Raw genomic sequence first — 24,002 nt, forward strand, 5'->3', positions numbered from 1 at the left:
GTCACCCCGGACTTGATCCGGGGTCCCGCTTCTATCTGCGAGCCGTATCCGAGGCCGTACCGAGCGGCGCAGCATAGCTCCCTGCCACACCGCTGCCTTGCTGCTGCCCAGCTTCGCCGCCAAGGCGAGCGCCCATGATCCCCGCGACGACCCGCTACGCGTTCTACGATCTCGACCGGACGATCACGCGCCTGCCGACCTGGTCCGCGTTCCTGCTCTACGCGGCAAGGGCGCGCGCGCCGTGGCGGCTGGCGCTCGTCCCCGCCGCCGCGCTCGCCGCCGTCGCGCACAAGGCAGGGTTGATGAACCGCGATCGGCTGAAGGAGGTGATGCACCGCCTGCTGATCGGCGGCGCGGTGCACGCGGGTGATCTTTCGCGGATCGCCGATGCCTTTGCCGAGCAACAAGTGAGCGGCAACGTCCGCGCCGGTGCGCGCGCCCGAATCGCCGCCGATCGCGCCGCGGGCTACCGCGTCATCCTCGCCACCGCCGCGCACCGCTTCTACGCCACGGCGATCGCGCGCCGGCTCGGCATCGCCGACGTGATCGCGACCGAGGCGTCGTCCGCGCCCGACGGCCGGGTCGGCCACCGCCTGTCGGGCGCCAACGTCTACGGCGCGGCCAAGCTCGCCGCGGTCACCGCCTGGCTTGGGCATCGTGGCGAACCGCGCGAGCGCCAGCACGTCCGCTTCTACAGCGACCACGCCACCGACGCCCCCTGCCTCGCCTTCGCCGACGAAGGTTTCGCGGTCCACCCCGACCGCCGCCTGCGCGCGCTGGCGCACGCGAACGGCTGGCCGATCCTCGACTGGATGCAATGATGCGCGCCATCATCCTAAGCGCCGGCCGCGGCTCCCGACTTTTACCGCTGACCGATCTGATGCCCAAATGCCTCGTGCCCGTCGGCGGGCGCGCGATCCTCGACCATCAGCTCGACGCATTGGCCGAGGCGGGGGTACGCGAGGCGGTCGTCGTCGCGGGCTATCGCCACGATCAGGTCGGCGCGCACCTCGCCACGCATCGCCCGCCGCTCGCCGTCACGCTGCGGTTCAATCCGTTCTGGGCGGTGTCGAGCAGCATCGGCAGCGTCTGGGCGGCCCGCGACATGTTGGGCGACGCCTTCTGCCTCTTGAACGGCGACACGACGCTGACGGGCACGATCCTCGCGCGCGCGTTTTCGCACGACGGCGAATACGACCGCGCCGGTGTCGGGCTGGTGGTCGAACCGATCGCGCGTGCCGACACCGACGACATGCTGGTCCACGTCGCGGGCGACCGCGTCACCGCGGTGTCGAAGTCGCTGCCGCCCGAGCAGACGACGCACCGCTCGCTCGGCGTCGTCGTCGCGGGCGCGCAGAGCGGCTACCTTCCCGTGCTCGACCGCGTGATCGCCGGCCCCGAGGGCGCGGGCGACGGGATCAACGCCTATCACCACGACATCGTCGCCGCGCTCGCCCGCCAGGGCGCGGTCCACGCGATCGTCGAGGAAAGCGGCGGTTGGATCGAGATCGACCGCCCCAAGGATGTGGAGCGCTGGAACGCGCGCGCGCGATGACTGCGGCACCGGTCGCCTTCCTGTTTCTCGGCGAAACGCTGCTGATCCCGCATCTCTTCCCGATCGTCGAGGTGCTGTCCGACGCGCACCCCGATCTGCCGCTCGACCTGTGGGTTTCGACCTCGACCCACGAGCAACTGCTCGCCGGCTGGACGGCGCATCTGCCGCAGGTCCGCGTCCGCCGCGCGCCGGGCTTCCGCCGCCTCGCCGCGACCGCGCCCGGCGAGCGGCCGGTGCTACCGCCCAAGCTGCCGATGCTGTTGCGCCTCGCGCCCCGGCTCGCACGCACGCGCATCGTCGTCTGCGCCGAACAGACCAGCCTGTGGCTGCCGCGCGCCTTCCCGTGGATGCGCACGCGCTTCGTCAAGACCTCGCACGGCGTCGGATCGATGAGCGCGCGCGACGACAAGCGGCGCATGGCCGCTGCCTACACCCTGGTGCCGAGCGAGCAGGAACGCGCGACCTATCTCGCGCGCGGCATGGCACCCGACCGGATCGAAGCGACCGGCTACGTCAAGGCCGCGTTCCGCCAGCGCACGCCCGCGCGCAAGCTTTTCACCAGCGACCGCCCGGTGCTGCTCTACACCCCCCACTGGCAGGCGCATCGCTCGTCGTGGCCGGCTTGGGGGCCGCAGGTGGTCGAGCGCCTCGCCGCGCAGCGCGACTGGAACGTCATCCTCGCCCCGCATCAGCGCCTGATCGAGCGCGCGCCCGCGCTGCGTGACGTGCTCGCTCGCGTCGCGGACCTGCCGCACGTCCACGTTGATCTCGATAGTTTCGCGACCGTCGATGGCAGCTACACCGCGGCGGCCGACTTCTATCTCGGCGACACGTCGAGCCAGCTGATCGAATTCCTCGCGCGGCCGCGCCCCGCCGTCTTCCTCAACGCGCACGCGCGCGCCTGGGCGGACGATCCCGCCTATGCGATGTGGCGCGCGGGCGAGGTCGTCGACGATCTCGCCGATCTGCTCTCCGCGATAGCGCGCGCGCCCGCGCGCCACGCCAATTTCGCCGCGACCCAGCGCGATATCGCAGGCGCAGCCCTCGGCGACGCGAGCGGCGCCGGTGCGCGCCGCGCGGCCGACGCGGTGCTGCGCGTCCTCGCCAACCCCCGGCCCCGCCGCTAAAGGCCCGCCGATGCAGCCGACCGAGTCCCTCCAGCCCGCGGTGGTGCCGCTGGGCGACAATCCCGTGCTCCTCTGGGGCATGACCGCGCGCGAACGGTTGCGCCGCATCGCGGCCGCGCGCGCGCTGCCGTTCGGCGATGGGGGCGTGAGCGACACCGTCATTCTCTCCAACCTCGCCTTCGTGTTCGATCCTGCCTGGATCGCCTGGCTTCAGCCGCGCCCCGGCACCGTGCTGACGCGCCGCGGCGAAATCGTGCTCGCGCACGTCGTCGCCGCCGACCGTGCCGCGTGCGAACGCGCGATCACCGGCGATGCCGCGCTCCCGCCGCACTTCGAACAGGTCGCGACCGAGCGTGACGAAGGAATTTTCAACGAGGCATTGCGCAAGCGCGAGCGCCCCTTTGCCGAGGCGCTGGTGCCCGACGCGGTCCCCGTGATCGAGCGCGCCAGCTACGTCGGCGCGTACAAGGGGGTGACCGACCTCCTGACCAAGTATCTCTGGCCGGAATGGGCGCTCGCGCTGACCAGACTGGCGGCGTGGATCGGCGTGTCGCCCAACGGCGTCACCGCGATCGGATCAGTCCTGTGCATCGTCGCCACGATCGCCTTCTGGTATGGCTGGTTCTGGACCGGACTTCTGACCGGGCTCGTCTTCATGGTGCTCGACACCGTTGATGGAAAACTTGCGCGCTGCACCATTACCTCGTCCAAGCTCGGCAATGCGTGGGACCACGGCGTCGACCTCGTCCATCCGCCGATCTGGTGGTGGGCCTGGGCCGCGGGTTGCGCGCCTTATGGTCGCCCGCTGTCGGCCCAGACCTTCTGGGCGGTGATGGCGGCGATGCTGTTCGGCTACGTCGTGCAGCGGTTGATCGAGGGCGCGTTCATCGTCCGCTTCGGGATGCACATTCACGTCTGGCAACGCTTCGACAGCCGTTTCCGGCTAGTGACCGCCCGGCGTAATCCCAACATGGTGATCCTGTTCGCCGCGCTGCTGGTCGCGCGGCCCGACTGGGGGATCGTCGCGGTCGCGGTGTGGACGATCCTGTCGCTCGTCGTCCATGGCGTCCGGCTCGTTCAGGCGATGGCGCGCGCGCGCGGCGGCGAGCGGCTGACGAGCTGGCTTGCCTGAGCGCCCGACTTGCGGGGCAGCGTCGCTGACCCATATCGCCTCCATGACACGACGTTTCTTCTACATCGCCGCCGCGGCCGTGTTGCTGGGCGGGTCGGCGTTCGCGCCCGAGGCAGCGGCGGCGACGGCGCCATCGTGCGCGGGCACGCCCGGCGCGGGGAAGGTTCGCCTGTCGGTCACCGCAACCGACATCCGCAACGTGCATGGCGACATGGTCTTCACGCTCTACCCCGACGACTCGCGCCGCTTCCTGGCGAAGGGCGGCAAGCTCGCCCGTGTTCGCACCCAGGCGCAGGCACCCGCCACCGCGGCGTGCTTCTGGGTGACACCCGGCTCCTACGCGGTCGCGACCTATCACGACGAGAACGGCGACCACGATTTCAACCGCACGTTGTTCACGATAAAAGAAGGCTTCGGCTTCTCCAACGACGCCCCGACGACGCTGGGTTTGCCGAGCCTCGCGCGCGTGCGCTTTTCCGTGCCCGCCGGCGGCACCGCGATCCGCGTGCGCACCCGCTATTCACGTTGATGTAGGCAGCGGGAAAACGCCCCGTCGGCGCACGGTCCGCGCGCCTTCGCAAACAAGGGACATAATTTCGCCGGATCGCTGATACACCTGGATTGTTACACCCGCGTGTGGAGCGCCGATCGAGTGAATTTTTCCGCGAAATTGACTGCCCTGACGCACGCCGACGCGTCTCCGATCGCCGCTCCGCTGCGGCGCTCGTACGATCGCGCCGACGAACGCGCGGGCGAGATCGTTCCGTTCCCGCGCGCCCCTGCGCCGCGCGGCCTCGATCAGGTGCAGGTCGGCGTGATCAGCAATCCGCGCAGCCGCCGCAACCGGCAAGGCAATCCCGTCCACCGTCGCGGTGGCGCAACCGCGGACATGCTGGTGTGCGAGCCGGCCACCAAGGACGAGCTCACCGCCGCGCTCACCGACTTCAAGGCACGCGGCGTCGGACTGATCGTCGTCGACGGCGGCGACGGCACCGTGCGCGATGTGCTAAGCGCGGCGATGCCGGTGTTCGGCGCGACGCTGCCGCCGATCGCGGTGATCCCGTCGGGGAAGACCAACGCGCTTGCGCTCGATCTTGGGATACCGTGGGACTGGTCAGCAGGCGCGGCACGTACTTCGCTGAGCAACGGCCGCTTCACAACCCGCGCGCCCGTCGAGATCACCGGCGCGGATGGGGTCACGCTTTCGGGCTTCCTGTTCGGCACGGGCGCGTTCGTGCGCGCGACCGATCTGGCGCAGCGGACGCACAATGTGGGCGCGTTCGGCGGCATCGCGGTCGGCCTGTCGCTGTTGCTCGCGATTACGCAGACGATGTTCGCGGGCGCGAACAACGCGTGGCGCGCGGGCGACCGGATTGGAATCACCGACCTGGGTGACGGCACCGCCGCCGAGCACGACCTGTACTTGCTGTTCGGCTCGACGCTGCGGCGCCTGCCAATCGGCTTGCGCCCGCTGGGTGGTGAGGCCATCGGATTGAACATCCTGGCGGTCGAGGCGCCGCCGCGGCTTTTGCCGCTCGCCGTGCCCGCGATCTTGGCCGGGCGCGAAGGCGGCTGGCTGGCACGCGCGGGCTATCACCACCGCCACGACGCGCGCCCCGCCCGCTTGCACCTGCCCGGCGGTTTCGTCCTCGATGGCGAACGCTATGCCCCCGGCAGTTACGAGGTTCGCGCAGGCGCGCCGATCACCTTCGTCACGCCCTGATGCCGGCGAGGCGGGCTGTCGACCCTGCGCAAGCGGCGCTCCGCGCGTTCGTTGCGGCGGAACTCGATCGTGCCGTCCTGCCCCCCGTCTCCGAGGCGGCCCGGACGATCGCCACTGCGTTACATGGCGAGGCGGTGCTGTTCTACGGCTCGGTGCTGCGTACCGCGGACCTGAGCGGCGTGCTCGATTTCTACGTCTTGCGCGTGCCAGGCACCGCGCGCGGGCTCAACCGGCGGATCTGGCCAGACGTCAGCTATCACGAAGTCACGATCGGCGACCGCGTGATCCGCGCCAAGGTCGCCACCATGGACCGCGACACCTTCGCGCGCGCCGCCGCCGGCCACACGCGCGACACGACGATCTGGGCTCGCTTCGTTCAACCAACGGCGCTGATCTGGAGCGCCGACGCACCGGTTCACGACGCGATCGTCGACGCGGTCGCCGATACCGCGATCACCGCGAGCCGCTTCGCCGCGCTACACGGACCAGCGCAGGGGACGGCGAGCGATTACTGGCGCACGCTGTTCCGCGCCACTTACGCGACCGAGTTTCGTGTTGAGGCGCCGGGGCGCGGGGACCAGATCCTGTCGTACGACCGCGCCCGCTACGACGCGCTGCTGCCGCTCGCCTGGGCGGCGGGAGGGATCGCCTTTGTGCCTGCCGATGATGCGTTGAAGCCGAACTTGAGCGACGCTCAGCACCGCGATCTGGCGCGGGCCTGGTCGCGCGCACGTCGCTGGGGCAAGAAGCTCAATGCGGCCCGACTGATCAAGGCCGCCTTCACCTTCGACGGCGCGACCCGCTACGCGCTGTGGAAGATCGAGCGTCATACCGGTCTCGCGCTTCCGGTGACTCGGTTTCGCGAGCGTCATCCCGTGCTGGCGGCGCCGGGCGTGTTGTGGCGCTTGTGGCAACATCAGGGATCGCGCGGATGACCATCGTTCCGTCCGCATTGATCCTCGCGGGGTCGCGCGGCGGCGAGGATCCCGTCGCGCGGTACGCCGGCGTGTCGGACAAGGCGCTGATTGCGCTGGACGACGCGACCATGCTGTCGCGCGTGGCCGCAGCGTTGCGCGCCGCAGGCGCGGCGCGGATCGGCGTATCGGCGAACAGCCCCGCGGTCCGCGCGGAGGCTGCACGGCTCGGAGCCGAAGCGCTACCGGCGGCGGCAGGGCCGAGCGCGAGCACCGCCGATGCATTGCGCCTACTGGGCGCACCGCTGCTCGTCACCACCGGCGATCACGCCCTACTCGACGCAGATTGGGTACGCGACTTCGTGTCGCGCGTACCGGCCGATGCCGATGTGGCGGTCCTGCTCGCACGCCGCGACGCGGTCGAGGCGGCGGCCCCGGGTTCCACGCGGACCTACCTCCGCTTCGCCGACGGTCACTGGTCGGGGTGCAACCTGTTCTATCTCGCAACGCCGCGCGCCGAACAGGTGATCGCCCTGTGGGAGGCGGTTGAGCGTGATCGCAAGCGGCCTTGGCGAATCGTGCGCCGGCTCGGCCCCGCGCTGCTGCTGCGCTACCTGCTCGGACGGCTATCGTTGTCGGAAGCGGTCGCGCATCTCGGGCGGCAGGCGGGGATCAACGCGGTCGTGATCGCCGCGCGCGACGGGCTCGCCGCAGTCGACGTCGACAAGCCCGCCGACCTCGACTTCGTTCGCGCGCGCCTCGATCAGGCGCGCGCCGCCGCGCGCACGTAACGCCACACGAGCGCGATCATCAGCAACGCGCTGACGAGCGACGCGCCGAACACCCCGATGCTTGCCCCCGCCGCACCGATGCGGGGCAGAAGCACGAGCATCAGCGCGAACTGCACAGCAACACCGACCGCGCGCGCGCTCATCGCCGATGCGGAGCGATCGCCTGCGAGCAGCACCGGCTCGAACCCTACCACCGCCAGATCAATCGAGCCCGCCGCCGCCAGCCACAGCAGCAGCGGATAAGCGTCGGCATAGGCCGCATTACCGCCGACGGCTACCAGCACCGGCTGCCCAATCAGGGCCACCAAGACGAGAATCACCATCGCGCCGCCCGCACTCGCGAGGAACATGCGCCGCAGCGCGCGGCCGAGCTGGCGCGGGGCAACGTCGCGCAGCGTACGCACCACCTCGGGGAAGGCCGCACGCGAGATTAGCTGCGACAGCTTGGTCAGCGCCTGCGCGAGCTGGAGCGCGAGCCGGAACGCACCCGCTGCCGCCGGTCCGCCGAACGCGCCGACGAACATCAGCGGGATTTGCTTGGTCGCGAGCCCCAGCGACGACACTACGTTGCTGCTAACGAGAAAGCGGAACAGCCGTGGGTTTTCGTGAAACAACGTGCCCCAGTGTACGCGCGCGCGCCGCACCAGCTTCAGGTCGCCACTACGCTGCAGCGTGATCCAATAGGTGACCGCCGTGGCAAGTTCGGCCACGGTCCACGCCCACAAGAACGCGTGCAAGGTCGGCACGAACGTCGCCGCGCCGATCGCGCCGACGAACCGGATCGCCGGCGTCACGCTGTCGGCGGCCGCCGCAGCGCGAAAACGATCGGTCAGCCGCAGCACCCCCAAGGCCGCGGAGCGGATGGAGAGCAGCTGCGCGGCGGTGAAGATGACCGTGTCCCGCAACAGCGGCGCGGTGATCCCCAGCCGTTCGCGCCAGATCAGCAAGATCAGCGCGGCGAAACCCAAGCCGACGATGGCGCTCGCCGCGTCGAGCACCATGCAGGCCCGGTACAAGCGCCCAAGTGCTGCCTCGTCGCCGCGGGTGCGGTGATCAATCCCGAAGCGGACCACGACTTGCCACGTCTGGAACCCAACCAAGGTGGCGAGCGCCTGCGCCGCGCCGGTGACGAGCGCGAAGCGGCCGAAATCGGCGAGACCGAGCGTACGCGTCGCGATCCCCAGATACAGCAGCGACAGCACCGCCAGCACGCCACGGCTCGCGAGCAGCCAGCCCAAATTGGCGAGCACAGCTCGAACGCCGCCCGCGCGTGCGGAAGAAGAAGAAGACGATCGATCCGTCATCGCGTCCGCCTAGATAGCCGTCGCGCGAGCAGCAAGTCCGTGACTTGGCGCGGCGCCGCGGTTACGAGCCCGCGACCGATCACGGCAACGACAACAGGACGCTTGATTCCCACTTCCAGCCTCGCCGGACAGGACTCCCTGGCGATCACCGGCCGGCGAACCGTTGTCACGCGCATGCTCGCTGGTCGGAGTGATGGGGTGCGAGACTATGGCTCGTCGATTTGCCCGGCATGATGGCGGGGCGCGATCCCATAGGGGCGATGCTGACACTGTTCGGTGCCGGAGATTTCGCGTTCAATCTCTACTGGCAGGTGATCAGCCTTTACCTGCTATTCTTCTACATCGACGCGCTTCACCTGGCGCCCGCAGTCGCGGGAACCGTGTTCATGATTGGCACCGTCTGGGATGGTGCGGCCGATTTCTGCGCGGGCGCCGTGGCCGAGCGGACGCGCGTACCATATCGGCGGCTGATTGGCTGGGGCGCGCTGCCGCTGGGGCTCGCCTTCGCCGCGATGTTCGCAGTGCCACCCGGCGCTGCACTCGCCGCGCTCACGACGCAGATCGCGTTCCGCACGCTCTACGCCTTCACCAACATCCCCTATGCCGCCTGGACTTCGCGGCTGACAGTATCGAGCCGCGCCCGTGCGGCGATTGCGGGCTGGCGGATGGGATTTGGTGCGGCGGCAGGCGTGCTCGTCGCCTGGTCGCTACCGATGCTGGTCGGCACGGTTCGCAGCTATGCCCGCGCCGCGGCGCTGCTCGCGATGCTCGCGACACCGCTGCTGCTCGTCATAGTCTGGTGCGTGCCCGAACACCTGCCACCCAGGCGCGCGACACCGCCCGTCCCGATAAGGCACGCGTTGGGCCTGCTCGCACGCAACCGCGCGTTCGTGATGGTGAATGCCGCGGTTACCCTTGGCGGCGCGGCGGCGGCACTGACGAGCCAGTCGGTATCATATTTTTTCCGATACGTGCTGAACGACGCGGCTAGTGGTCCGCGCGCCCTAGCGGGCATGGCACTGATCAGCCTGGCCGCCGTTCCCGGATGGACGGCGCTCGCCCGCGCGCGCGGAGCTCGCGTCGCTTGGGCGAGCGCCGGCGCGGCGGCCTTGGCGCTGCCCCTCCTTCCCGCCGTCTGGGGTGCGACCAGCATCTCGACTGCCGTCTTCCTGGTGGCGATGCAGGCGGCATTCGCGGGCGTGTGGCTAGCAGCGTGGACGCTGCTGCCCGACGCGGTTGACTGGGGCGCGGCGCGCAGTGGCGAGCGGGTCGAGGCACTCGCCTTCGGGACCTTCGCGCTCGTGCAGAAGTTCGCGCTGGCCGCGGCAGGCTTCGCGATCGGTGCGGTGTATCAATATGCCGGTTTTCGCAGCGGTGCACCGCAGAGCGACGCGGCGGTGGCAGCGATCCGCTTGCTGATGCTCGCCGGACCGGCACTGCTGGTCGCGACGATGCTGGCGGCGGTGTTCGCCATCCCGCTTGGCCGCGACGCAAGCGGCGATCAGGCGAGCGTGAACGTGCCCGACACACCTTTCGCCTGAGCGGACGGCGCGACCCACAGCCGGAACGCGCCCGGCTCGACTGTCGGCCTCATCTGCTGACCGATGAAGGTCAGCTCGTCGCGGCGTAGCGTAAATCGCACCACCTTTGCCTCGCCCGGCCTGAGCGACACGCGCTGGAACGCCTTCAACTCGCGCACTGGCCGCGTGATGCTGGCGGCAACGTCGTGAACGTAGAGCTGCACCACCTCGTCCGCCGCGCGCGTCCCGGTGTTGCGGATCGTGGCGGCGATGCTGAGCGGCGCATCGGCGCTCATGCGGGCCGTCCCGAGGTCGAGCTGATTATATTCGATCGCACCATAGGTCAGCCCATGCCCGAACGGGAACAGCGCCTCATTCGCATATTCGCGGTAATGCGCCTTGTATTCGGCGAGCGGACCCGGCGGATTGGGGCGGCCGGTGCTCTTGTGGTCGTAGTGATACGGTTCCTGCCCGGTCGCGTGCGGGAAGGATACCGGCAGCCGTGCGGAGGGCGACACGCGCCCGAACAGCACATCCGCGATCGCGGCGCCATCGCGCGAGCCGAGAAACCACGTGACCAGGATCGCCGACGCGCCGAGCACAGGTCCGGCCAAGGCCAACGCGCGGCCGGTACGCAGCAGCACGACGACTGGCTTACCCGTTGCCGCCACCGCCTCGGCGAGGGCCATCTGCGGCGCGGGCACGACCACGTCGGCGCGCGACTGCGCCTCGCCCGACATACGCTGGCTTTCCCCAATTGCGAGCACGACGACGTCGGCGGCGCGCGCCGCTGCGACCGCGGCGTCAAGCCCGCCGGCAAGCCCATCGTCGACGCCGCTGCCGGCGGTCACGCTGATCGATGCAGCATCGCGTACCGCCGCACGCACCCCCGTATCAAGATCGGTCGCCTCGGCGTCGGTGCCATAGACGTTCCACGGCCCGATCAGGTCGTGCTGCCCGCCCGCGAACGGCCCAATCAGCGCGATCTTCTTGCCCGCGGTCGGCAGCGGCAGAACGCCGTCATTCTTGAGCATCACGATCGAGCGCGCGCCCGCTTCCTGCGCGAGCGCGAGCGTCGCAGACATCCGCACGCGCGTTTTCTCGCGGCGCGGGTCGATGCGGCGAAACGGGTCGTCGAACAGGCCGAGCTGTACCTTGAGCGCCAGCACGCGGCGCACCGCCTCGTCGAGCCGCGCCACCGGCACCTCGCCTTGGGCGACGAGATCGGGCAGATGCGTGATGTAAAACGCACTCTGCATGCTCATGTCGACACCTGCCATGAATGCGAGCCGCGTTGCCTCACGGGCGTCGGCGGCGAAACCGTGCGCAATCAGTTCCTCGTCGCCGGTGTAGTCCGACACGACCAGCCCGTTGAAACCCCATTCGTGCCGCAGCACGTCGGTCAGCAGCCATGAATTGCCGGTCGCGGGAATGCCCGCGATCTCGTTGAACGACGCCATCGCGGTCGGCGCCCCCGCGGCGAAGGCGGCCTGGAACGGTGGGAAATACACCTCGCGCAGCGTCCGCTCGGACACGTCGACGCTGTTGTAGTCGAGCCCTGCCTCACCCGCGCCATAGGCCGCGAAGTGCTTGGCGCATGCAGCGACCGCATCAGGGGCGGCGAGCCCGCGCGTCCCCTGAAAGCCGCAAACGCGCGCCTCCGCCATCATCCGGCCGAGCAGCACGTCCTCGCCTGCACCCTCGACGCCCCTGCCCCAACGTGCATCGCGCGCGACATCAACCATCGGGGCGAAGGTCCAGTCGATGCCCGACGCGGCCGCCTCCATCCCCGCCGCGCGCGCGGTGCGGCGCGCCAGATCGGGATCGAAGCTCGCGGCTTCCGCCAGCGGTACGGTGAAGACGGTGCGAAGCCCGTGAATCACGTCAGCGGCGAAGATCAGTGGAATCTTCACGCGCGCTTCGCGCATCGCGACGGTCTGCATCCGCTTCGCCATCACCGCGCCGTTGCCATTGAAGACGCCGCCCAGCCGCCCCGCACGCACCTGCGCCAACTGCTCGTCGAAACTCGCCCCCGCGCCTGCGGGGTTGAGCGCGGTCGCCGCCCCGCCGGCCCAGGCCGCCGCCATCAGCGTCAACTGCCCCGCCTTCTCCTCCACGGTCATCCGCGACAGCAATGCCTCGACCGGGGTCGGCAGCGCGGCCTCGCGCGCCTGCGCCATCAATGCCCGCGCCGGGCTCGCCGCCCAGGCCGCGGCCGCACCTGCGCCCATCAACATCGCGCGCCGCGAAACCGTCTTCGTCATCGTCTCTCCCCCTCGCACCGAGGCTGGCTCATGCCGGTTATGGTCGCATAAACAAGGTTATTGAAAAGCACTTGTGCGCGATGTAACCGGTTACATCAAGTGAAAGGCGGATCAGCCTTTCGCGACGGGAGGGGACGCGATTTGGCTGAGGCGCCGAAATCCAATGCGACGATCCGCGACGTGGCGCGCGCCGCCGGCGTGTCGGTCGCGTCGGTGTCGCGCGCGCTGAACGGTCTGGCGACGATCCGCCCCGAACTGCGCCGGCAGATCGAGGACGTGGCCGCGCAACTGGGCTATGTCCCCCATGCCGGCGCACGGCACCTGAGTCTGTCGCGCTCGGGGACAATCGGCGTTGTCCTGCCCGACCTCCACGGCGAATTCTATTCCGAGCTGCTGCGCGGCATGGACAACGAGGCGTCGGTGCGCGGCCTCCACCTGATGCTGATGGTGATGCACGGTGAAGCCGCGCGGGGTGTCACCGCGCTTCAGACGATGCGTGGGCGCGTCGACGGACTGGTCGTGATGGCGCCCCACGTTCCCGCCGACGAGCTGCTCGCGCATCTGCCCGCGGGGATGCCGGTCGTGCTGCTGAACGGCTCGGGTGCCGCGCCCGACCGCGCGCGGCTGCGGCTCGACAACCATGCCGGTGCGCAGGCGCTGGTCGACCATCTGATCGCGAGTGGGCGGCGCGCGCTCGTTCACGTCACCGGCCCTGAGGGCAACGTCGACGCGGAGGAACGGCTGGCGGGCGCGCGCGCCGCCTGCGCGCGCGCCGCCCTCCCGCTGCGCGTCATCCGCGGCGACTTCACGCAAGGCTCGGGCGCGCGTGCCGCCGAGCAGTTGCTGCACGACGGCGACGGCGTCGACGCGATCTTCGCGGCCAACGACATGATGGCGATCGGCGCGATGATGCGGCTGCGCGAGGGTGGCGTTCCGGTGCCCGAGCAGGTCGCGATCGCGGGATTCGATGACATCCCGCTCGCGCAGCTGATCTCGCCGTCGCTCACCACCGCCAGCATCGATATCGCCGATTTCGGCGGCAGCGCGGTCGCGCGGCTCGCCCAGGTCATCGCCGGCAACGACGACGCCGCGCTTGAACAGCGCAGGCCCGTCCTTGTCGTGCGGCAATCCACCCGTTCCAACTCCAGCACAAAGACCCCGGCCGACCGGGCAGACAGGGAAGAAGCATGAACAAGACGATGTTGCGCGCCGCCTTCGCGGCGGCAACTGCCCTCGCGGGCGGCGCGATGCTCGCGCCCGCAACCGTGAGCGCACAGGTGGGCCAGGCATCCTTGCGCGGCACCATCATCGCGCCTGCCGACAATCCGGTGGTGGAGGTGACCGCGGTCGAGGTCGCGACCGGGATCCGCCGCAGCGTGCCGGCGGGACCCGACGGCAGCTACAATTTCGCGTCGCTGCGCGCGGGCACCTACCGGCTCGAGATCCGGCAGAAGAACGGCGTCCGCAACTCGGACACGTTCACCTTGCGCGTCGGCCAGTCCGCGGGGCTCGACCTCGACCTGAGCACCGCCTCCGCCGCACCCGCCAAGACGACCGAGCCCGAGGCAGGCGGCGCGACCGGGACCGAGCCCGCGGGCACGCCCTCGACCGGCGCGGAGACCGCGGGCGACGGCGACATCATCGTGACGGGCAGCCGCATCCGTTCGCTGTCCGGCGGACAGGTCGGCATCAACATCACCCCGCGGCTAATCGAGCAATTGCCGCAGAATAACCGCAACTTCCTCGCCTTCGCCGATCTGGCACCCGGCGTCCGCTTCCTCGAGGATTCGAGCGGCAATTCGCGGATCCAGGGCGGCGCGCAGGACAGCCGCACCGTCAACGTCTTCATCGACGGCGTCAGCCAGAAGGATTACGTGCTGAAAAGCGGCATCACCGGCCAGGATAGCTCGCAGGGCAATCCCTTCCCGCAGCTCGCGATCGGCGAATATCAGGTGCTGTCGTCAAACTACAAGGCGGAGTTCGACCAGGTCAGCTCGGTCGCGATCACCGCGATCACCAAGTCGGGCACCAACGAGTTCCACGGTGAGGGCTTCTTCGACTACACCGACCAGAGCCTGCGCGATCGCCGCCCGAGCGAGATCTTTCCGACCACGATCGACAAGGTGCAGACGACGCAGAAGCAGTTCGGCGGCGCGCTCGGCGGTCCGATCATCAAGGACAAGATGCACTTCTTCGCTAGCTACGAGGGCAAGCGGCTCGACAATCCCTACGATGTGCGCCCCAACAACGGACTCGCGACCACGCTGCTGCCGTCGCAGTACCAGAACAATTTCGGCTCCTTCTCGAACAGCTTCAAGGAGGATCTCTACTTCGGCAAGATCGACATCGTGCCGACGGATGCCGACCTGATCGAGCTTTCGGGCAAGTACCGCGACGAGAGCGGATTGCAGAACGGCACCGGCACGCTCGCGCCGTCGGGCGCGACGCTCAACAAGGTGCAGGACAAGCGCGGGCTGCTGCGCTGGCAGCACACCGCCGACAAATGGATCAACGACGCGCGCGTGAGTTACGAGGATGCGTCGTGGAGTCCGCAGCCCGCGGTCAACGGCAACGCCACCTTGTTCCAGGCGATGCAGCGCTCGGTCGCCGCGGACGGCAGCGTATCGACCGTTCGCACCGACCTGCTCCAGTTCGGCGCCGGCACCAATTTCCAGAACAAGGGCCAGAAGGGCTGGACCGTCCAGGACGATTTCACCTGGACAGGGTTCGAGGGCCACACGATCAAGGTCGGATTCAAGACCAAGTTTGTAAAGCTGCGCTCGCTCCAGCAGAACCTCACCAACCCGCTGTTCACCTATGACGTCAACGCATTCAGTCAGACCGGCTTCAACGACACCCAGCCCTACCGCCTGCAATTCGGCGCAGTGGGCGCGTCGGGCGACGCGCTGATTCAGTCGAACAACTTCCAGCTCGGGCTGTACGCGCAGGACGACTGGGATGTGACCGACCGGCTGACGCTCAACCTCGGGCTGCGCTGGGATTACGAGCGCACGCCGAGCTATCTCGATTACGTCACACCGGCGGAGATCGTGAACGCGGTCTCGGCAACGAACTACCCGAACCTCGCCGACGCCAATTACTCGATCAACGACTACATCTCGACTGGGCGCGAGCGGAAGGCGTTCACCGGCGCGTTTCAGCCGCGGATTGGCTTCACCTACCGCTTCGACGAGGCGGGGCGCTTCTCAATGTTCGGCGGCTACGGCCGCTCGTACGACCGTAACCAGTTTGACTTCCTGCAGCAGGAACTGAGCCAGGGCGCGTTCCAGACGCGGACGTTCAACTTCATCGGCAACGATTCGCTCAATCCGTGCGATGCGGCCGCCAATCCCACGACCTGCATCCCGTGGAACCCCGCCTATCTGACCGCGGAGGGACGCCAGTCGCTGCTGAATACCGCGGTCGGCGGCGGGCGCGAGCTGATCTTCATGAACAACGATCTGAAGGTGCCCTATTCGGATCAGTTCAGCCTCGGCCTGCGCGGACGCTTTGCCGCGCTTGAGCTCGAGGTCGGCTACACCCACATCAAGAGCCGCGACGGCTTCGCCTTCCTGCTCGGCAACCGCCGTCCCGACGGCTCGTTCTTCTTCAACGACCCCGCGAGCGCGACCGACGTGCCGCAGAACCCGTGGAGCTTCACCCCCAACGGCTACGGAAACCTGATCCTGGGCACCAACGGGCTCAAGACCAACTCGGACGCGGCCTATTTCAAGCTGACCAAGCCGTATACCGCCGCCTCGCCGTGGAGCATCGACGCGACCTACACCTACACGCAGGCGGAGGAGAACCGGCAGTTCGGCGAGGTTTATTCGCTCGATTACGAATCGCTCGACGATTACCCGACGTTGCGGTCCTCGGGCGTGCCGCGTCACCGGTTTGTGACCGCGGGCAGCGTCGACCTGCCGATCGGTGTCACGCTGTCGGGCAAGTTCCAGATCGAATCGCCGGCTTACCAGAAGGCGTTCCTCGACCAGTCGCAGCCGTTCCAGCGCGTGATCATCGGCAGCACGACGCTGGGCAATGGCGACCTTTGGGGTCGACGCCAGCTCGACCTCGCGGTGACGAAGTACATCCCGTTCGGCTTCGTCAACGACCAGGCGCGCGTGCGGCTGCGCTTGGACGTCATCAACGTGATGAACGACCGCAACTACGTCGATTTCGACAACAACCCGAACAGCTCGACCTTCCGCCAGCAGGTCGGCTACTCGGTCGGCGGCAATCCGCCGCGCACGGTGAAGCTGTCGGCAGGCTTCTCCTTCTGATGCCGGCGCGGGGCGGCGACGGATCGCCTGCCCCGTGCCTCTTGCCCGGACTGGAACCATCATGATCGATCGCAGGCAGGTGCTCGGCGCGGGCACGGTCGGCCTCGCCGCCATCGGCGCCGGATTACTGGGCGGATGCGCGACGCCGGCGCCCAGCAACCATGCGCGCGCGGACGTGCTGGTGCGCGACCTGCAGCAGCGGACGTTTCGCTATTTCTGGGACACGACCGATCCCGCGACCGGGCTCGCCCCCGACCGCTGGCCGACCTCCTCCTTCGCATCGATCGCCGCGGTCGGCTTCGCGCTGACCGCCTACCCGATCGGCGTCGCGAACGGCTGGATCACGCGCGTCGAGGCGCGCGACCGTACGCTCGCCACGCTGCGCTTCTTCGCGACCGCGCCGCAGGGTCCGGCGGCGAGCGGCACCGCCGGGCATCACGGACTGTTCTACCATTTTCTCGACATGGCGAGTCGCCACCGCTTCGGCCGCACCGAACTCAGCACGATCGACACCGCGCTCCTGATGGGCGGCGTGCTGTTCGCGCAAAGCTGGTTCGATCGCGAGGACGCGGCGGAGGCGGAGATCCGCCGGCTCGCCGAAAAGCTTTACTGCGCGGTCGAGTGGACGTGGATCACGCCGCGCAAGCCCTTCCTGTCGATGGGCTGGCATCCCGAAAGCGGCTTCATCGCAAGCGACTGGAACATCTACAACGAAGGGCTGCTGCTCTACGTGCTCGCACTCGGCTCGCCGACGCACGCGCTACCGCCCGAGACGTGGACCGCATGGACCGATCGGTTCGACGCGCAATGGGGCAATGCGCATGGCGGTGTCCGGGGCGGTGAGCCGCACCTGCAATTCGCGCCGCTCTTCGTCCATCAGTACAGCCACTGCTTCATCGATTTCCGCGGCATCCGCGACGCGTACATGGCCAGGCGCGGGATCGATTATTTCGAGAACAGTCGCCGCGCAGTGCGCGCGCAGCGGGACTATGCGATCGCCAATCCGGGCGGCTGGGCGGGGTACGACGCCGACATGTGGGGCCTGACCGCGTGCGACGGCCCGGGCGATTTCACCCGCACGATCGCGGGTCGCCCGCGCGAGTTCTTCAGCTATTCCGCGCGCGGCCCCGGCGACCGCGACGACGGAACGATCGCGCCGACCGCTGGCGCGGCGTCGATCGCGTTTGAGCCCGCGCTCGCGACCCGCGCGATCCACGCGATGCACGCGCGCTACGGCCGCGGCATCTACACGCGCTACGGCTTCCTGGATTCGTTCAATCCGACGCTGACCGACGCGGCGCCGCTCAAGCACGGCCGCGTCGTGCCCGGTATCGGCTGGGTCGATGGCGACTATCTCGGGATCGATCAGGGACCGATCCTGATCGGGATCGAGAACCAGCGCAGCGGGCTCGTGTGGCAGACGCTGCGCCGCAATCCGCACATCCGCCGCGGGCTGGAACGCGCGGGCTTCACCGGGGGATGGCTGGCGTGATCGCGCTCGCGCTGGCGCTCGCCGGGGCAGCGCCGGTCCGGTCGCTCGACACGTTCGACACCGCGGCCGCGTGGCAGGCGTCCGCATCGGACGGTGTGTCGTCGCGCGTGTCGGGCAACGACGGTGCGCTGCGGCTCGATTATGACTTCGCGCGGGTCGCAGGCTACGCGTTCGTGCGGCGTCCGCTGCCGATCGACTGGCCCGCCAATTTCGTGCTCACGCTGCGCGTCCGCGGCTCGGGCAGCGTCAACGACCTCCAGTTCAAATTCACCGACGCGAGCGGCGACAACGTCTGGTGGGTACCCTATCCCAACCACCGCCTGACGCCAGAGTGGCAGACGCTCACCATCCGCCCGCGCGATGTCGAATTCGCCTGGGGACCGATCTCCGACAAAGCGCTCCGTCACACCGCAGCGATCGAGATCGTAGTCGTGCGCGGGCGAGACGGCGGTGTCGGGCACGTCGAAGTCGACGACTTGCAGCTCCAGCCGCTCCCCCCGCCTGCGCCGCTGCGCGCACCAGTGGCGAGCGACACACGCGCGATGGACAATCGCCGCGACACCGCCGCCGACCTCACCCGCCCGCTGGTGTTAGATTTCGGGCAACCGCGTGAGATCGGCGGGCTGACGCTCTATTGGGGCGAGCGGTTCGCTGCGCGTTATCGCGTCGAGGCGTCGGACGACCGTCGTCGCTGGCGCACTATCCGCGACGTCGAACAGGGCGACGGCGGCGCCGATCCGCTACCGCTCCCCGGCACCTAGGTTCGCTACCTGCGCGTCACGGCCGAGAGTGGTGGCACGCTTGCCGAGGTCGAGGTGATGCCACGCGAATGGTCAGCGACGCCGAACGCGACCATCGCCGCGCTCGCCAAAGCGGCTACCCGTGGCACCTATCCGCGCGGCTTCGCCGAGCAGAGCTACTGGACGCTCGCGGCCACCGACGGCGGCGCGGTGTCGGGGTTGATCGGCGAGGATGGCGCGATCGAGGTTGCGAAGGGCGGCTTCTCGATCGAGCCGTTCGTGATCGACGGCGCACGCACGATCGGCTGGGCCCACGTCCGCGCGACGCAGCGGTTGCTGGACGGTTATCTGCCGCTCCCGCATGTCGGCTGGGTCGGCAATGGCTGGACGCTGGACACCGCGCTGGTCGCCGATCAGACAACCCCGCGGCTGCTCGCGCGCTATCGCTTGACCAACACCGGTAGCGCTCCGCGCACGCTGACGCTCGCGCTCGCGGTGCGGCCGTTTCAGGTCAATCCACCGGCTCAGTTCCTCAGTCAGCAAGGCGGCGTCAGCGCGATTGAGCGGATCGCGTGGGACGGTACGCGGCTTGCGGTGACGAGCGCCCCCGCGATCTCCGGGGACCCATCGATTACCCGGCACGTCACGCCGCTCACCCCCCCCGACACGGTTGCGGCGCGTCCGTTCGATCAGGGTGCTTTGGCGACTCCCGCCGCCGCGACCGGTTCGGCCGCCGTCATCGATCCCGCCGCGCTTGCCAGCGCGACGATGCGCTGGACAGTGACACTCGCCCCGGGCGCCAGCGCCGACGTGCCGCTCGCCATCGGCGACGTTGCTCCGATCGACGTAGCCGCATTCGACCGGGCAGTCGCGCGAACCGCTACGTACTGGCGCGGCACGCTTGGCGGCGTGACAATCACGGTGCCGGCTGCCAAACAGCCGATCGCCGACATGATCCGCACCGCGCTCGCGCACGTGCTGATGAGCCGCGACGGGGCGGCGTTCAAACCGGGAACGCGCTCCTACGATCGCAGCTGGATTCGCGACGGCGCGATGATGAGTGACACCTTGCTGCGGCTTGGCCACGCAGCACCTGTGCGCGCCTTCGCCGACTGGTACGGAACCAAGCTATTCGACAACGGCAAGGTGCCGTGCTGCGTCGATGCCCGCGGGCCCGATCCGGTGCCCGAGAACGACAGCCAGGGCGAGTATATCCACCTCGTTACCCAACTTTATCGCTATACCGCCGACCGCGCCGCATTGCAGCGCGACTGGCCAAAACTCGACGCCGCGCGCCGCTACATGGAGGCGCAGCGCCAGTCGGAGCGAACCCCGGCGAACCTGACGCTCGCCCGGCGCATGCTCTACGGCCTGCTCCCGCCCTCGATCAGCCATGAGGGCTATTCGGCGAAGCCGCAGTACAGTCTGTGGGATGATTTCTGGGGGCTGACCGGCTACAAGGACGCAGCCTATGCGGCACGCGTGCTCGGCAAACCCGAAGCGCACGCGATCGCCGAACAGCGCGACCAGTTCGCGGGCGACATCCACGCGGCGATCGACGCCGCGGCTCGGCACTGGCGCATCGACTATATTCCCGGCGCAACCAGCATGGGCGATTTTGACGCCACCTCGACGACGATGGCACTCGACCCCGCAGGCGAGCAAGACCGGCTCGCCCCCCAGCTGCTGCGCCGCACCTTCGAGCGGCAGTATGAGCGCGTAATGGCACGCGGCACGCCCAGCGCCGCGTGGAGCGACTACACGCCCTACGAACTGCGCAACGTGTCCGCGCTGGTGCGCCTGGGCGAGCGCGCCAAGGCGAACGACCTACTCGACGCCTATATGGCTGATCGTCGTCCGGCGGCGTGGAACGGCTGGGCCGAGGTGGTCGGACGCGATCCGCGCGAGATTCGCTTCATCGGCGACATGCCGCACGCTTGGGTCGCATCCGACTTCATCCGCTCCGCGCTTGATCTCCTCGCCTACGAGGACGCGGGCAGTGACCGTCTGGTGCTCGCGGGAGGGCTGACCCCGGCGTGGCTGGCGGGACCCGGCGTGCGGATCGCCGGATTGCGGACACGCTACGGCACGCTGGACATGGCGGCGCGCGTGAACGGCCGCGTCTTGCGCCTCACACTCGCGGGCAGCGCCCGCCCGCCCGGCGGCTTCACCATCGCCTGGCCGCTCGCCGGAGAGCCCGGCGAGGCTCGCGTCAACGGTCACCGAGTCGCGCCGACGGGCGACCTGTTGCGTGTGCCAACTGCACCCGCCCAGATCGAGTGGCATATGGCAGCGAGGTAATCTGCAGCTCTGACGGAATTGCTTTGCAGCATCATCTCGGCGAATAAGTGCGTGCCGCTCCGCTAGATCAGCGCCCGCAAGCTTCTAACGTCGGCTCCGGCTGCGCAAAGAAGCTTTAACCCAAAAGATTGGACATTTGCTTGGGCAAGCTCGTCAAAGGAACGTATCTAGTCGCTAGGACCAATGCTTTTGGAAAGCCCTCAACTCCGAAGGGTCGCCCACTTCATAACTACGATTGAGAAGCGTTGGCTGGGGCGGCAGGATTCGAACCTACGAATGCCGGTACCAAAAACCGGTGCCTTACCGCTTGGCGACGCCCCAGCAGAACGCGCGCTTATAGCGGCCCGGGCGTAGGGCTCAACCTTTCTCAGCGCCCTTCGACGACGGTTTTTCCGTTCACCAGCCCATGCTGCCGGGTACCCCCCTTGAACGTACCCCTCAGGTCGGCGGTGATCCAGCTGCTGTAGAGACGGGGGGCATGCTTGCGATCAATGGTGCATTGATCGAGTGCGGCGGGGTAGAAGGCGACGTGGTCGCGCAGCAGCATGACCGCGGGGGGCGGGCGGGGTGGCTCCCGGCGACATCGTGGAGCAGTTCCTTGCCGATCGCGGGGTGCCAGTCATCGGTGGCCCCCTTTTCGTTCGCAGAACGAGTGGCTCGGCGGGCGGCACGTGCCAACTCGGCGGATGGCTGGTTTCGAGCGTGATGACGGCGCGGGTGGTGTTAGCGACCACGACGCCGCGTGCTCGGCCAGGCGACGGGGGGCGCGGGCGCGTCACGCCTGCGCCTGCCGCCTGGCAAGCGCGCGTTGCAGCCGCGGGCGTACGCGCAGGAAGCCGAGGTAAGCGCGCTCCAGCAGCGCCAGGATCAGACGGTTTCTCGCCAGCAGCCCGAACGGGCGCAACAGCGGGATCGCGCGCCACATCGCCGCGAATGCCGCCGCACCCGACACGAGCGGGCCGCCATCCTCGCGCGCGTGAAACCGCGCCAGCATCGTCGCGCGGTCGAGCGGGCACGTGCCGGCATCCGCCACGTCGACGAAGCGGATCGCACCGCGGCGATCGAGCCGACGCATCAGCGCGATCTCGCGCCGGCACAGCGGACAGGCACCGTCGTGCCAGACCGTCACGCGCGTCACCACGCCCGCTCCACCAGGCCATGCCGAAGATCGGGACAAAGGAGTGACATGGGTGTTCCTTCTCCAGTGCCGACCGAACGATCGAGTGCGGAAAAAGGCACCGCGCCGGTGTGGCACGTTCGGTGCGGCCGCCCGTTCAGCCGCGTGATCCTTCCTGCCTAACGGAGCCGACATGACCGACGATCCGCGCACCAGCCAGCCGACCCGCTTCGCCGACGAGCCGCAGCAGCCCCGCCCCGGCCTGACCGCCGCGATGCACACCAAACCCGACCACGGCGAGGAAAGCTACGTCGGCAAGGGTTTGCTGAACGGCAAGGTCGCGTTGATCACCGGTGGCGACTCGGGCATCGGGCGCGCGGTGGCGATCGCGTACGCGCGCGAGGGCGCGGATGTCGCGATTTCATACCTGGCGGACGAACAGGTCGATGCCGAGGAAACGCGGCGCTGGGTCGAGCAGGCGGGCCGACGCTGCCTGCTGCTGCCCAGCGACATCCGCGACCGCGATCACTGCGCGGCGCTGGTCGAGCGGACGGTCGGCGAGCTGGGGCAGCTGGACGTGCTGGTCAACAATGCCGCGGCGCAGACGATGAACGAGGGCCTGGAGACGATCGACGACGACGAGATGCAGGGCGCGTTCGCGGCCAACGTGTTCGCGATGCTGCGGCTCGCGAAGGCAGCGGCCCCGCACATGAAGCCGGGCAGCGCGATCGTGAACACCACCAGCGAGCAGGCCAAGGTCGCGGGCAAGAACATGATCGTCTATGCCGCGACCAAGGGGGCGATCTCCAGCCTGACGGTTGGATTGTCGAACCTGCTGGCGAGCGACGGCATCCGCGTCAACGCGGTCGCGCCCGGGCCGGTGTGGACGCCGATCCAGCCGATTGCCAAGCCATCCGACGAACTGGAAACGCTGGGTCAGGACACGCCGCTGGGGCGTGCGGGGCAACCAGCCGAACTCGCCCCCGCCTATGTCCTGCTCGCATCGGGCGAGGGCAGCTACATGTCGGGCGCGATCGTCGCGGTGACCGGCGGCGTGCCGATCGGCTGATTGGTCCGGCGCGCGGCGACCCGTCGCCGCCGCGCCACTCACCCGGCAACGATCGTCGCGCGAGCGACCGATCGACGCCGGGAAGCAATGGCCGGGAGGGGTGCCCCCTCCCGGCCACCTGTCAGCGCTGCGGCGCAGCCACGGCGGGCGGAGGTGCAGCGCGGTTCATCGCGGCGCCAGCCGGGGGCGCCTGAACCCCGGCCGCAGACGCCATGGGAGGCGGGGGCGGTGCGCCTGCTCCTGCGGGCGGAGGCGGAGGCGGAGGCGCGCCGGCGCTGTGAGGCGGCGGCGGGGGTGCACCAGCGCCGGGCGGGGGCGGTGCACCTGCACCCGGAGGCGGCGGTGCACTGCACCCGGGCCATGCGGCGCGGGCGGCGGCGGCGGGGGCGGCGGCGGGGGCGGCGGCGCGCCGACTTCGCGCACGGCGCCGGCACGATCGACCAGGAAGCGGGCATGCAGCTGACCCTGATCATAGCGGCCCTGGACGAGCACGGGGTTGCCGACGCTGACCGCGCCCTGCCCCTCGCGCCCGGCGTCGACCAACGTGCGGCCGCTGTTGTCCTGCACCACGAAGCGGTTGCCATAGACCTCCGCCACGCGGCCCTTCACGGTCACTGAGCAGCCCCCACCGGGTGGTCCGGGTAGATAGTTAGTGCATTGTCGTCTCCGC

At 69.1% G+C, this 24,002-nt stretch carries 20 protein-coding genes and 1 tRNA gene; 16 read left to right on the top strand and 5 right to left on the bottom strand.

The window, feature by feature from the left end:
- The first annotated feature begins 134 nt into the window (after positions 1–134).
- The 8 genes from Q0579_RS15835 (at position 135) to Q0579_RS15870 (ending at position 7,242) form a co-directional block, all read left to right on the top strand.
- On the top strand, positions 135–821 hold the full coding sequence (locus tag Q0579_RS15835; RefSeq protein ID WP_298814086.1) for an HAD-IB family hydrolase: 687 nt from the start codon (positions 135–137) through the stop codon (positions 819–821).
- Positions 821–1,555, top strand: coding sequence for a phosphocholine cytidylyltransferase family protein (locus tag Q0579_RS15840; protein WP_298814088.1), 735 nt, complete (start codon positions 821–823; stop codon positions 1,553–1,555). Before Q0579_RS15835 ends, Q0579_RS15840 begins: the two co-directional genes overlap by 1 nt.
- The gene (locus Q0579_RS15845; protein ID WP_298814090.1) at positions 1,552–2,682 is read left to right on the top strand and encodes a hypothetical protein; all 1,131 of its coding nucleotides are present in this window, start codon (positions 1,552–1,554) and stop codon (positions 2,680–2,682) included. The genes Q0579_RS15840 and Q0579_RS15845 overlap by 4 nt, the downstream gene beginning before the upstream one ends.
- Positions 2,683–2,692: 10 nt before the next feature.
- Positions 2,693–3,814: a CDP-alcohol phosphatidyltransferase family protein gene (locus Q0579_RS15850; protein WP_298814092.1), complete on the top strand. Its 1,122-nt coding sequence runs from the start codon at positions 2,693–2,695 to the stop codon at positions 3,812–3,814.
- 43 nt (positions 3,815–3,857) lie between these two features.
- Entirely contained in the window at positions 3,858–4,343 is a 486-nt protein-coding gene (locus tag Q0579_RS15855) for a DUF2141 domain-containing protein (RefSeq protein WP_298814093.1), read from the top strand.
- A gap of 123 nt (positions 4,344–4,466) precedes the next feature.
- Positions 4,467–5,537 (top strand): diacylglycerol kinase family protein, encoded by a 1,071-nt coding sequence (locus Q0579_RS15860; protein WP_298814097.1) that lies wholly within the window; start codon positions 4,467–4,469, stop codon positions 5,535–5,537.
- Positions 5,537–6,472, top strand: coding sequence for a hypothetical protein (locus Q0579_RS15865; RefSeq protein WP_298814099.1), 936 nt, complete (start codon positions 5,537–5,539; stop codon positions 6,470–6,472). The genes Q0579_RS15860 and Q0579_RS15865 overlap by 1 nt, the downstream gene beginning before the upstream one ends.
- Positions 6,469–7,242 (top strand): NTP transferase domain-containing protein, encoded by a 774-nt coding sequence (locus Q0579_RS15870; protein WP_298814101.1) that lies wholly within the window; start codon positions 6,469–6,471, stop codon positions 7,240–7,242. The genes Q0579_RS15865 and Q0579_RS15870 overlap by 4 nt, the downstream gene beginning before the upstream one ends.
- Here the strand turns inward: Q0579_RS15870 and Q0579_RS15875 are convergent.
- Positions 7,215–8,546, bottom strand: coding sequence for a lipopolysaccharide biosynthesis protein (locus tag Q0579_RS15875; protein WP_298814103.1), 1,332 nt, complete (start codon positions 8,544–8,546; stop codon positions 7,215–7,217). The genes Q0579_RS15870 and Q0579_RS15875 overlap by 28 nt on opposite strands.
- Before the next feature lie 260 nt (positions 8,547–8,806).
- Here Q0579_RS15875 and Q0579_RS15880 point away from each other — a divergent pair, with 260 nt between their 5' ends.
- Positions 8,807–10,087, top strand: a complete 1,281-nt coding sequence (locus tag Q0579_RS15880) for an MFS transporter (protein WP_298814105.1) — start codon at positions 8,807–8,809, stop codon at positions 10,085–10,087.
- Here Q0579_RS15880 and Q0579_RS15885 read toward each other — a convergent pair.
- Positions 10,048–12,330, bottom strand: coding sequence for a glycoside hydrolase family 3 N-terminal domain-containing protein (locus Q0579_RS15885; RefSeq protein ID WP_298814107.1), 2,283 nt, complete (start codon positions 12,328–12,330; stop codon positions 10,048–10,050). The two genes, Q0579_RS15880 and Q0579_RS15885, sit on opposite strands and share 40 nt — an antisense overlap.
- A gap of 141 nt (positions 12,331–12,471) precedes the next feature.
- On the opposite strand from Q0579_RS15885, the gene Q0579_RS15890 reads away from it, so the two are divergent.
- The 5 genes from Q0579_RS15890 to Q0579_RS15910 all read left to right on the top strand — a co-directional run bounded on the left by Q0579_RS15890 (position 12,472) and on the right by Q0579_RS15910 (position 21,146).
- Positions 12,472–13,521, top strand: a complete 1,050-nt coding sequence (locus tag Q0579_RS15890; RefSeq protein ID WP_298814108.1) for a LacI family DNA-binding transcriptional regulator — start codon at positions 12,472–12,474, stop codon at positions 13,519–13,521.
- On the top strand, positions 13,518–16,613 hold the full coding sequence (locus tag Q0579_RS15895; protein WP_298814110.1) for a TonB-dependent receptor: 3,096 nt from the start codon (positions 13,518–13,520) through the stop codon (positions 16,611–16,613). The genes Q0579_RS15890 and Q0579_RS15895 overlap by 4 nt, the downstream gene beginning before the upstream one ends.
- A gap of 61 nt (positions 16,614–16,674) precedes the next feature.
- Positions 16,675–18,105, top strand: a complete 1,431-nt coding sequence (locus Q0579_RS15900; RefSeq protein WP_298814112.1) for a glucoamylase family protein — start codon at positions 16,675–16,677, stop codon at positions 18,103–18,105.
- On the top strand, positions 18,102–18,866 hold the full coding sequence (locus Q0579_RS15905) for a discoidin domain-containing protein (RefSeq protein ID WP_298814114.1): 765 nt from the start codon (positions 18,102–18,104) through the stop codon (positions 18,864–18,866). The genes Q0579_RS15900 and Q0579_RS15905 overlap by 4 nt, the downstream gene beginning before the upstream one ends.
- A 57-nt stretch (positions 18,867–18,923) precedes the next feature.
- Positions 18,924–21,146, top strand: coding sequence for a hypothetical protein (locus tag Q0579_RS15910; RefSeq protein ID WP_298814116.1), 2,223 nt, complete (start codon positions 18,924–18,926; stop codon positions 21,144–21,146).
- A gap of 246 nt (positions 21,147–21,392) precedes the next feature.
- On the opposite strand, the gene Q0579_RS15915 is transcribed toward Q0579_RS15910, so the two are convergent.
- From Q0579_RS15915 to Q0579_RS15925, 3 genes are all read right to left on the bottom strand, one after another.
- A tRNA-Gln gene (locus Q0579_RS15915) sits at positions 21,393–21,467 on the bottom strand.
- Positions 21,468–21,513: 46 nt separating this feature from the next.
- The gene (locus tag Q0579_RS15920; RefSeq protein WP_298814118.1) at positions 21,514–21,693 is read right to left on the bottom strand and encodes a hypothetical protein; all 180 of its coding nucleotides are present in this window, start codon (positions 21,691–21,693) and stop codon (positions 21,514–21,516) included.
- Between the two features lie 228 nt (positions 21,694–21,921).
- Positions 21,922–22,284 carry a thiol-disulfide oxidoreductase DCC family protein gene (locus Q0579_RS15925; RefSeq protein ID WP_298814120.1) on the bottom strand — a complete coding sequence of 121 codons (363 nt, stop codon included), beginning with the start codon at positions 22,282–22,284 and terminating at the stop codon, positions 21,922–21,924.
- Between the two features lie 172 nt (positions 22,285–22,456).
- Here Q0579_RS15925 and Q0579_RS15930 point away from each other — a divergent pair, with 172 nt between their 5' ends.
- Positions 22,457–23,332, top strand: coding sequence for an SDR family oxidoreductase (locus tag Q0579_RS15930; RefSeq protein ID WP_298814122.1), 876 nt, complete (start codon positions 22,457–22,459; stop codon positions 23,330–23,332).
- Positions 23,333–23,560: 228 nt separating this feature from the next.
- A complete protein-coding gene (locus Q0579_RS15935; RefSeq protein WP_298814124.1) occupies positions 23,561–23,950 on the top strand; it encodes a hypothetical protein in 390 nt (129 codons plus the stop codon).
- The last annotated feature ends 52 nt before the right edge of the window (positions 23,951–24,002 follow it).

Origin of the sequence: uncultured Sphingomonas sp. (assembly GCF_936927845.1) — a bacterium.
GTDB lineage: Bacteria > Pseudomonadota > Alphaproteobacteria > Sphingomonadales > Sphingomonadaceae > Sphingomonas.

What these genes read in the sequence shown, in the direction of transcription:
- Q0579_RS15835 (WP_298814086.1), top strand. Translation starts at nt 135, where the DNA reads ATGATCCCCGCGACGACCCGCTACGCGTTCTACGATCTCGACCGGACG.
- Q0579_RS15840 (WP_298814088.1), top strand. Translation starts at nt 821, where the DNA reads ATGCGCGCCATCATCCTAAGCGCCGGCCGCGGCTCCCGACTTTTACCG.
- Q0579_RS15845 (WP_298814090.1), top strand. Translation starts at nt 1,552, where the DNA reads ATGACTGCGGCACCGGTCGCCTTCCTGTTTCTCGGCGAAACGCTGCTG.
- Q0579_RS15850 (WP_298814092.1), top strand. Translation starts at nt 2,693, where the DNA reads ATGCAGCCGACCGAGTCCCTCCAGCCCGCGGTGGTGCCGCTGGGCGAC.
- Q0579_RS15855 (WP_298814093.1), top strand. Translation starts at nt 3,858, where the DNA reads ATGACACGACGTTTCTTCTACATCGCCGCCGCGGCCGTGTTGCTGGGC.
- Q0579_RS15865 (WP_298814099.1), top strand. Translation starts at nt 5,537, where the DNA reads ATGCCGGCGAGGCGGGCTGTCGACCCTGCGCAAGCGGCGCTCCGCGCG.
- Q0579_RS15870 (WP_298814101.1), top strand. Translation starts at nt 6,469, where the DNA reads ATGACCATCGTTCCGTCCGCATTGATCCTCGCGGGGTCGCGCGGCGGC.
- Q0579_RS15875 (WP_298814103.1), bottom strand. Translation starts at nt 8,546, where the DNA reads ATGACGGATCGATCGTCTTCTTCTTCTTCCGCACGCGCGGGCGGCGTT.
- Q0579_RS15880 (WP_298814105.1), top strand. Translation starts at nt 8,807, where the DNA reads ATGCTGACACTGTTCGGTGCCGGAGATTTCGCGTTCAATCTCTACTGG.
- Q0579_RS15885 (WP_298814107.1), bottom strand. Translation starts at nt 12,330, where the DNA reads ATGACGAAGACGGTTTCGCGGCGCGCGATGTTGATGGGCGCAGGTGCG.
- Q0579_RS15895 (WP_298814110.1), top strand. Translation starts at nt 13,518, where the DNA reads ATGAACAAGACGATGTTGCGCGCCGCCTTCGCGGCGGCAACTGCCCTC.
- Q0579_RS15900 (WP_298814112.1), top strand. Translation starts at nt 16,675, where the DNA reads ATGATCGATCGCAGGCAGGTGCTCGGCGCGGGCACGGTCGGCCTCGCC.
- Q0579_RS15910 (WP_298814116.1), top strand. Translation starts at nt 18,924, where the DNA reads ATGCCACGCGAATGGTCAGCGACGCCGAACGCGACCATCGCCGCGCTC.
- Q0579_RS15920 (WP_298814118.1), bottom strand. Translation starts at nt 21,693, where the DNA reads ATGCTGCTGCGCGACCACGTCGCCTTCTACCCCGCCGCACTCGATCAA.
- Q0579_RS15930 (WP_298814122.1), top strand. Translation starts at nt 22,457, where the DNA reads ATGACCGACGATCCGCGCACCAGCCAGCCGACCCGCTTCGCCGACGAG.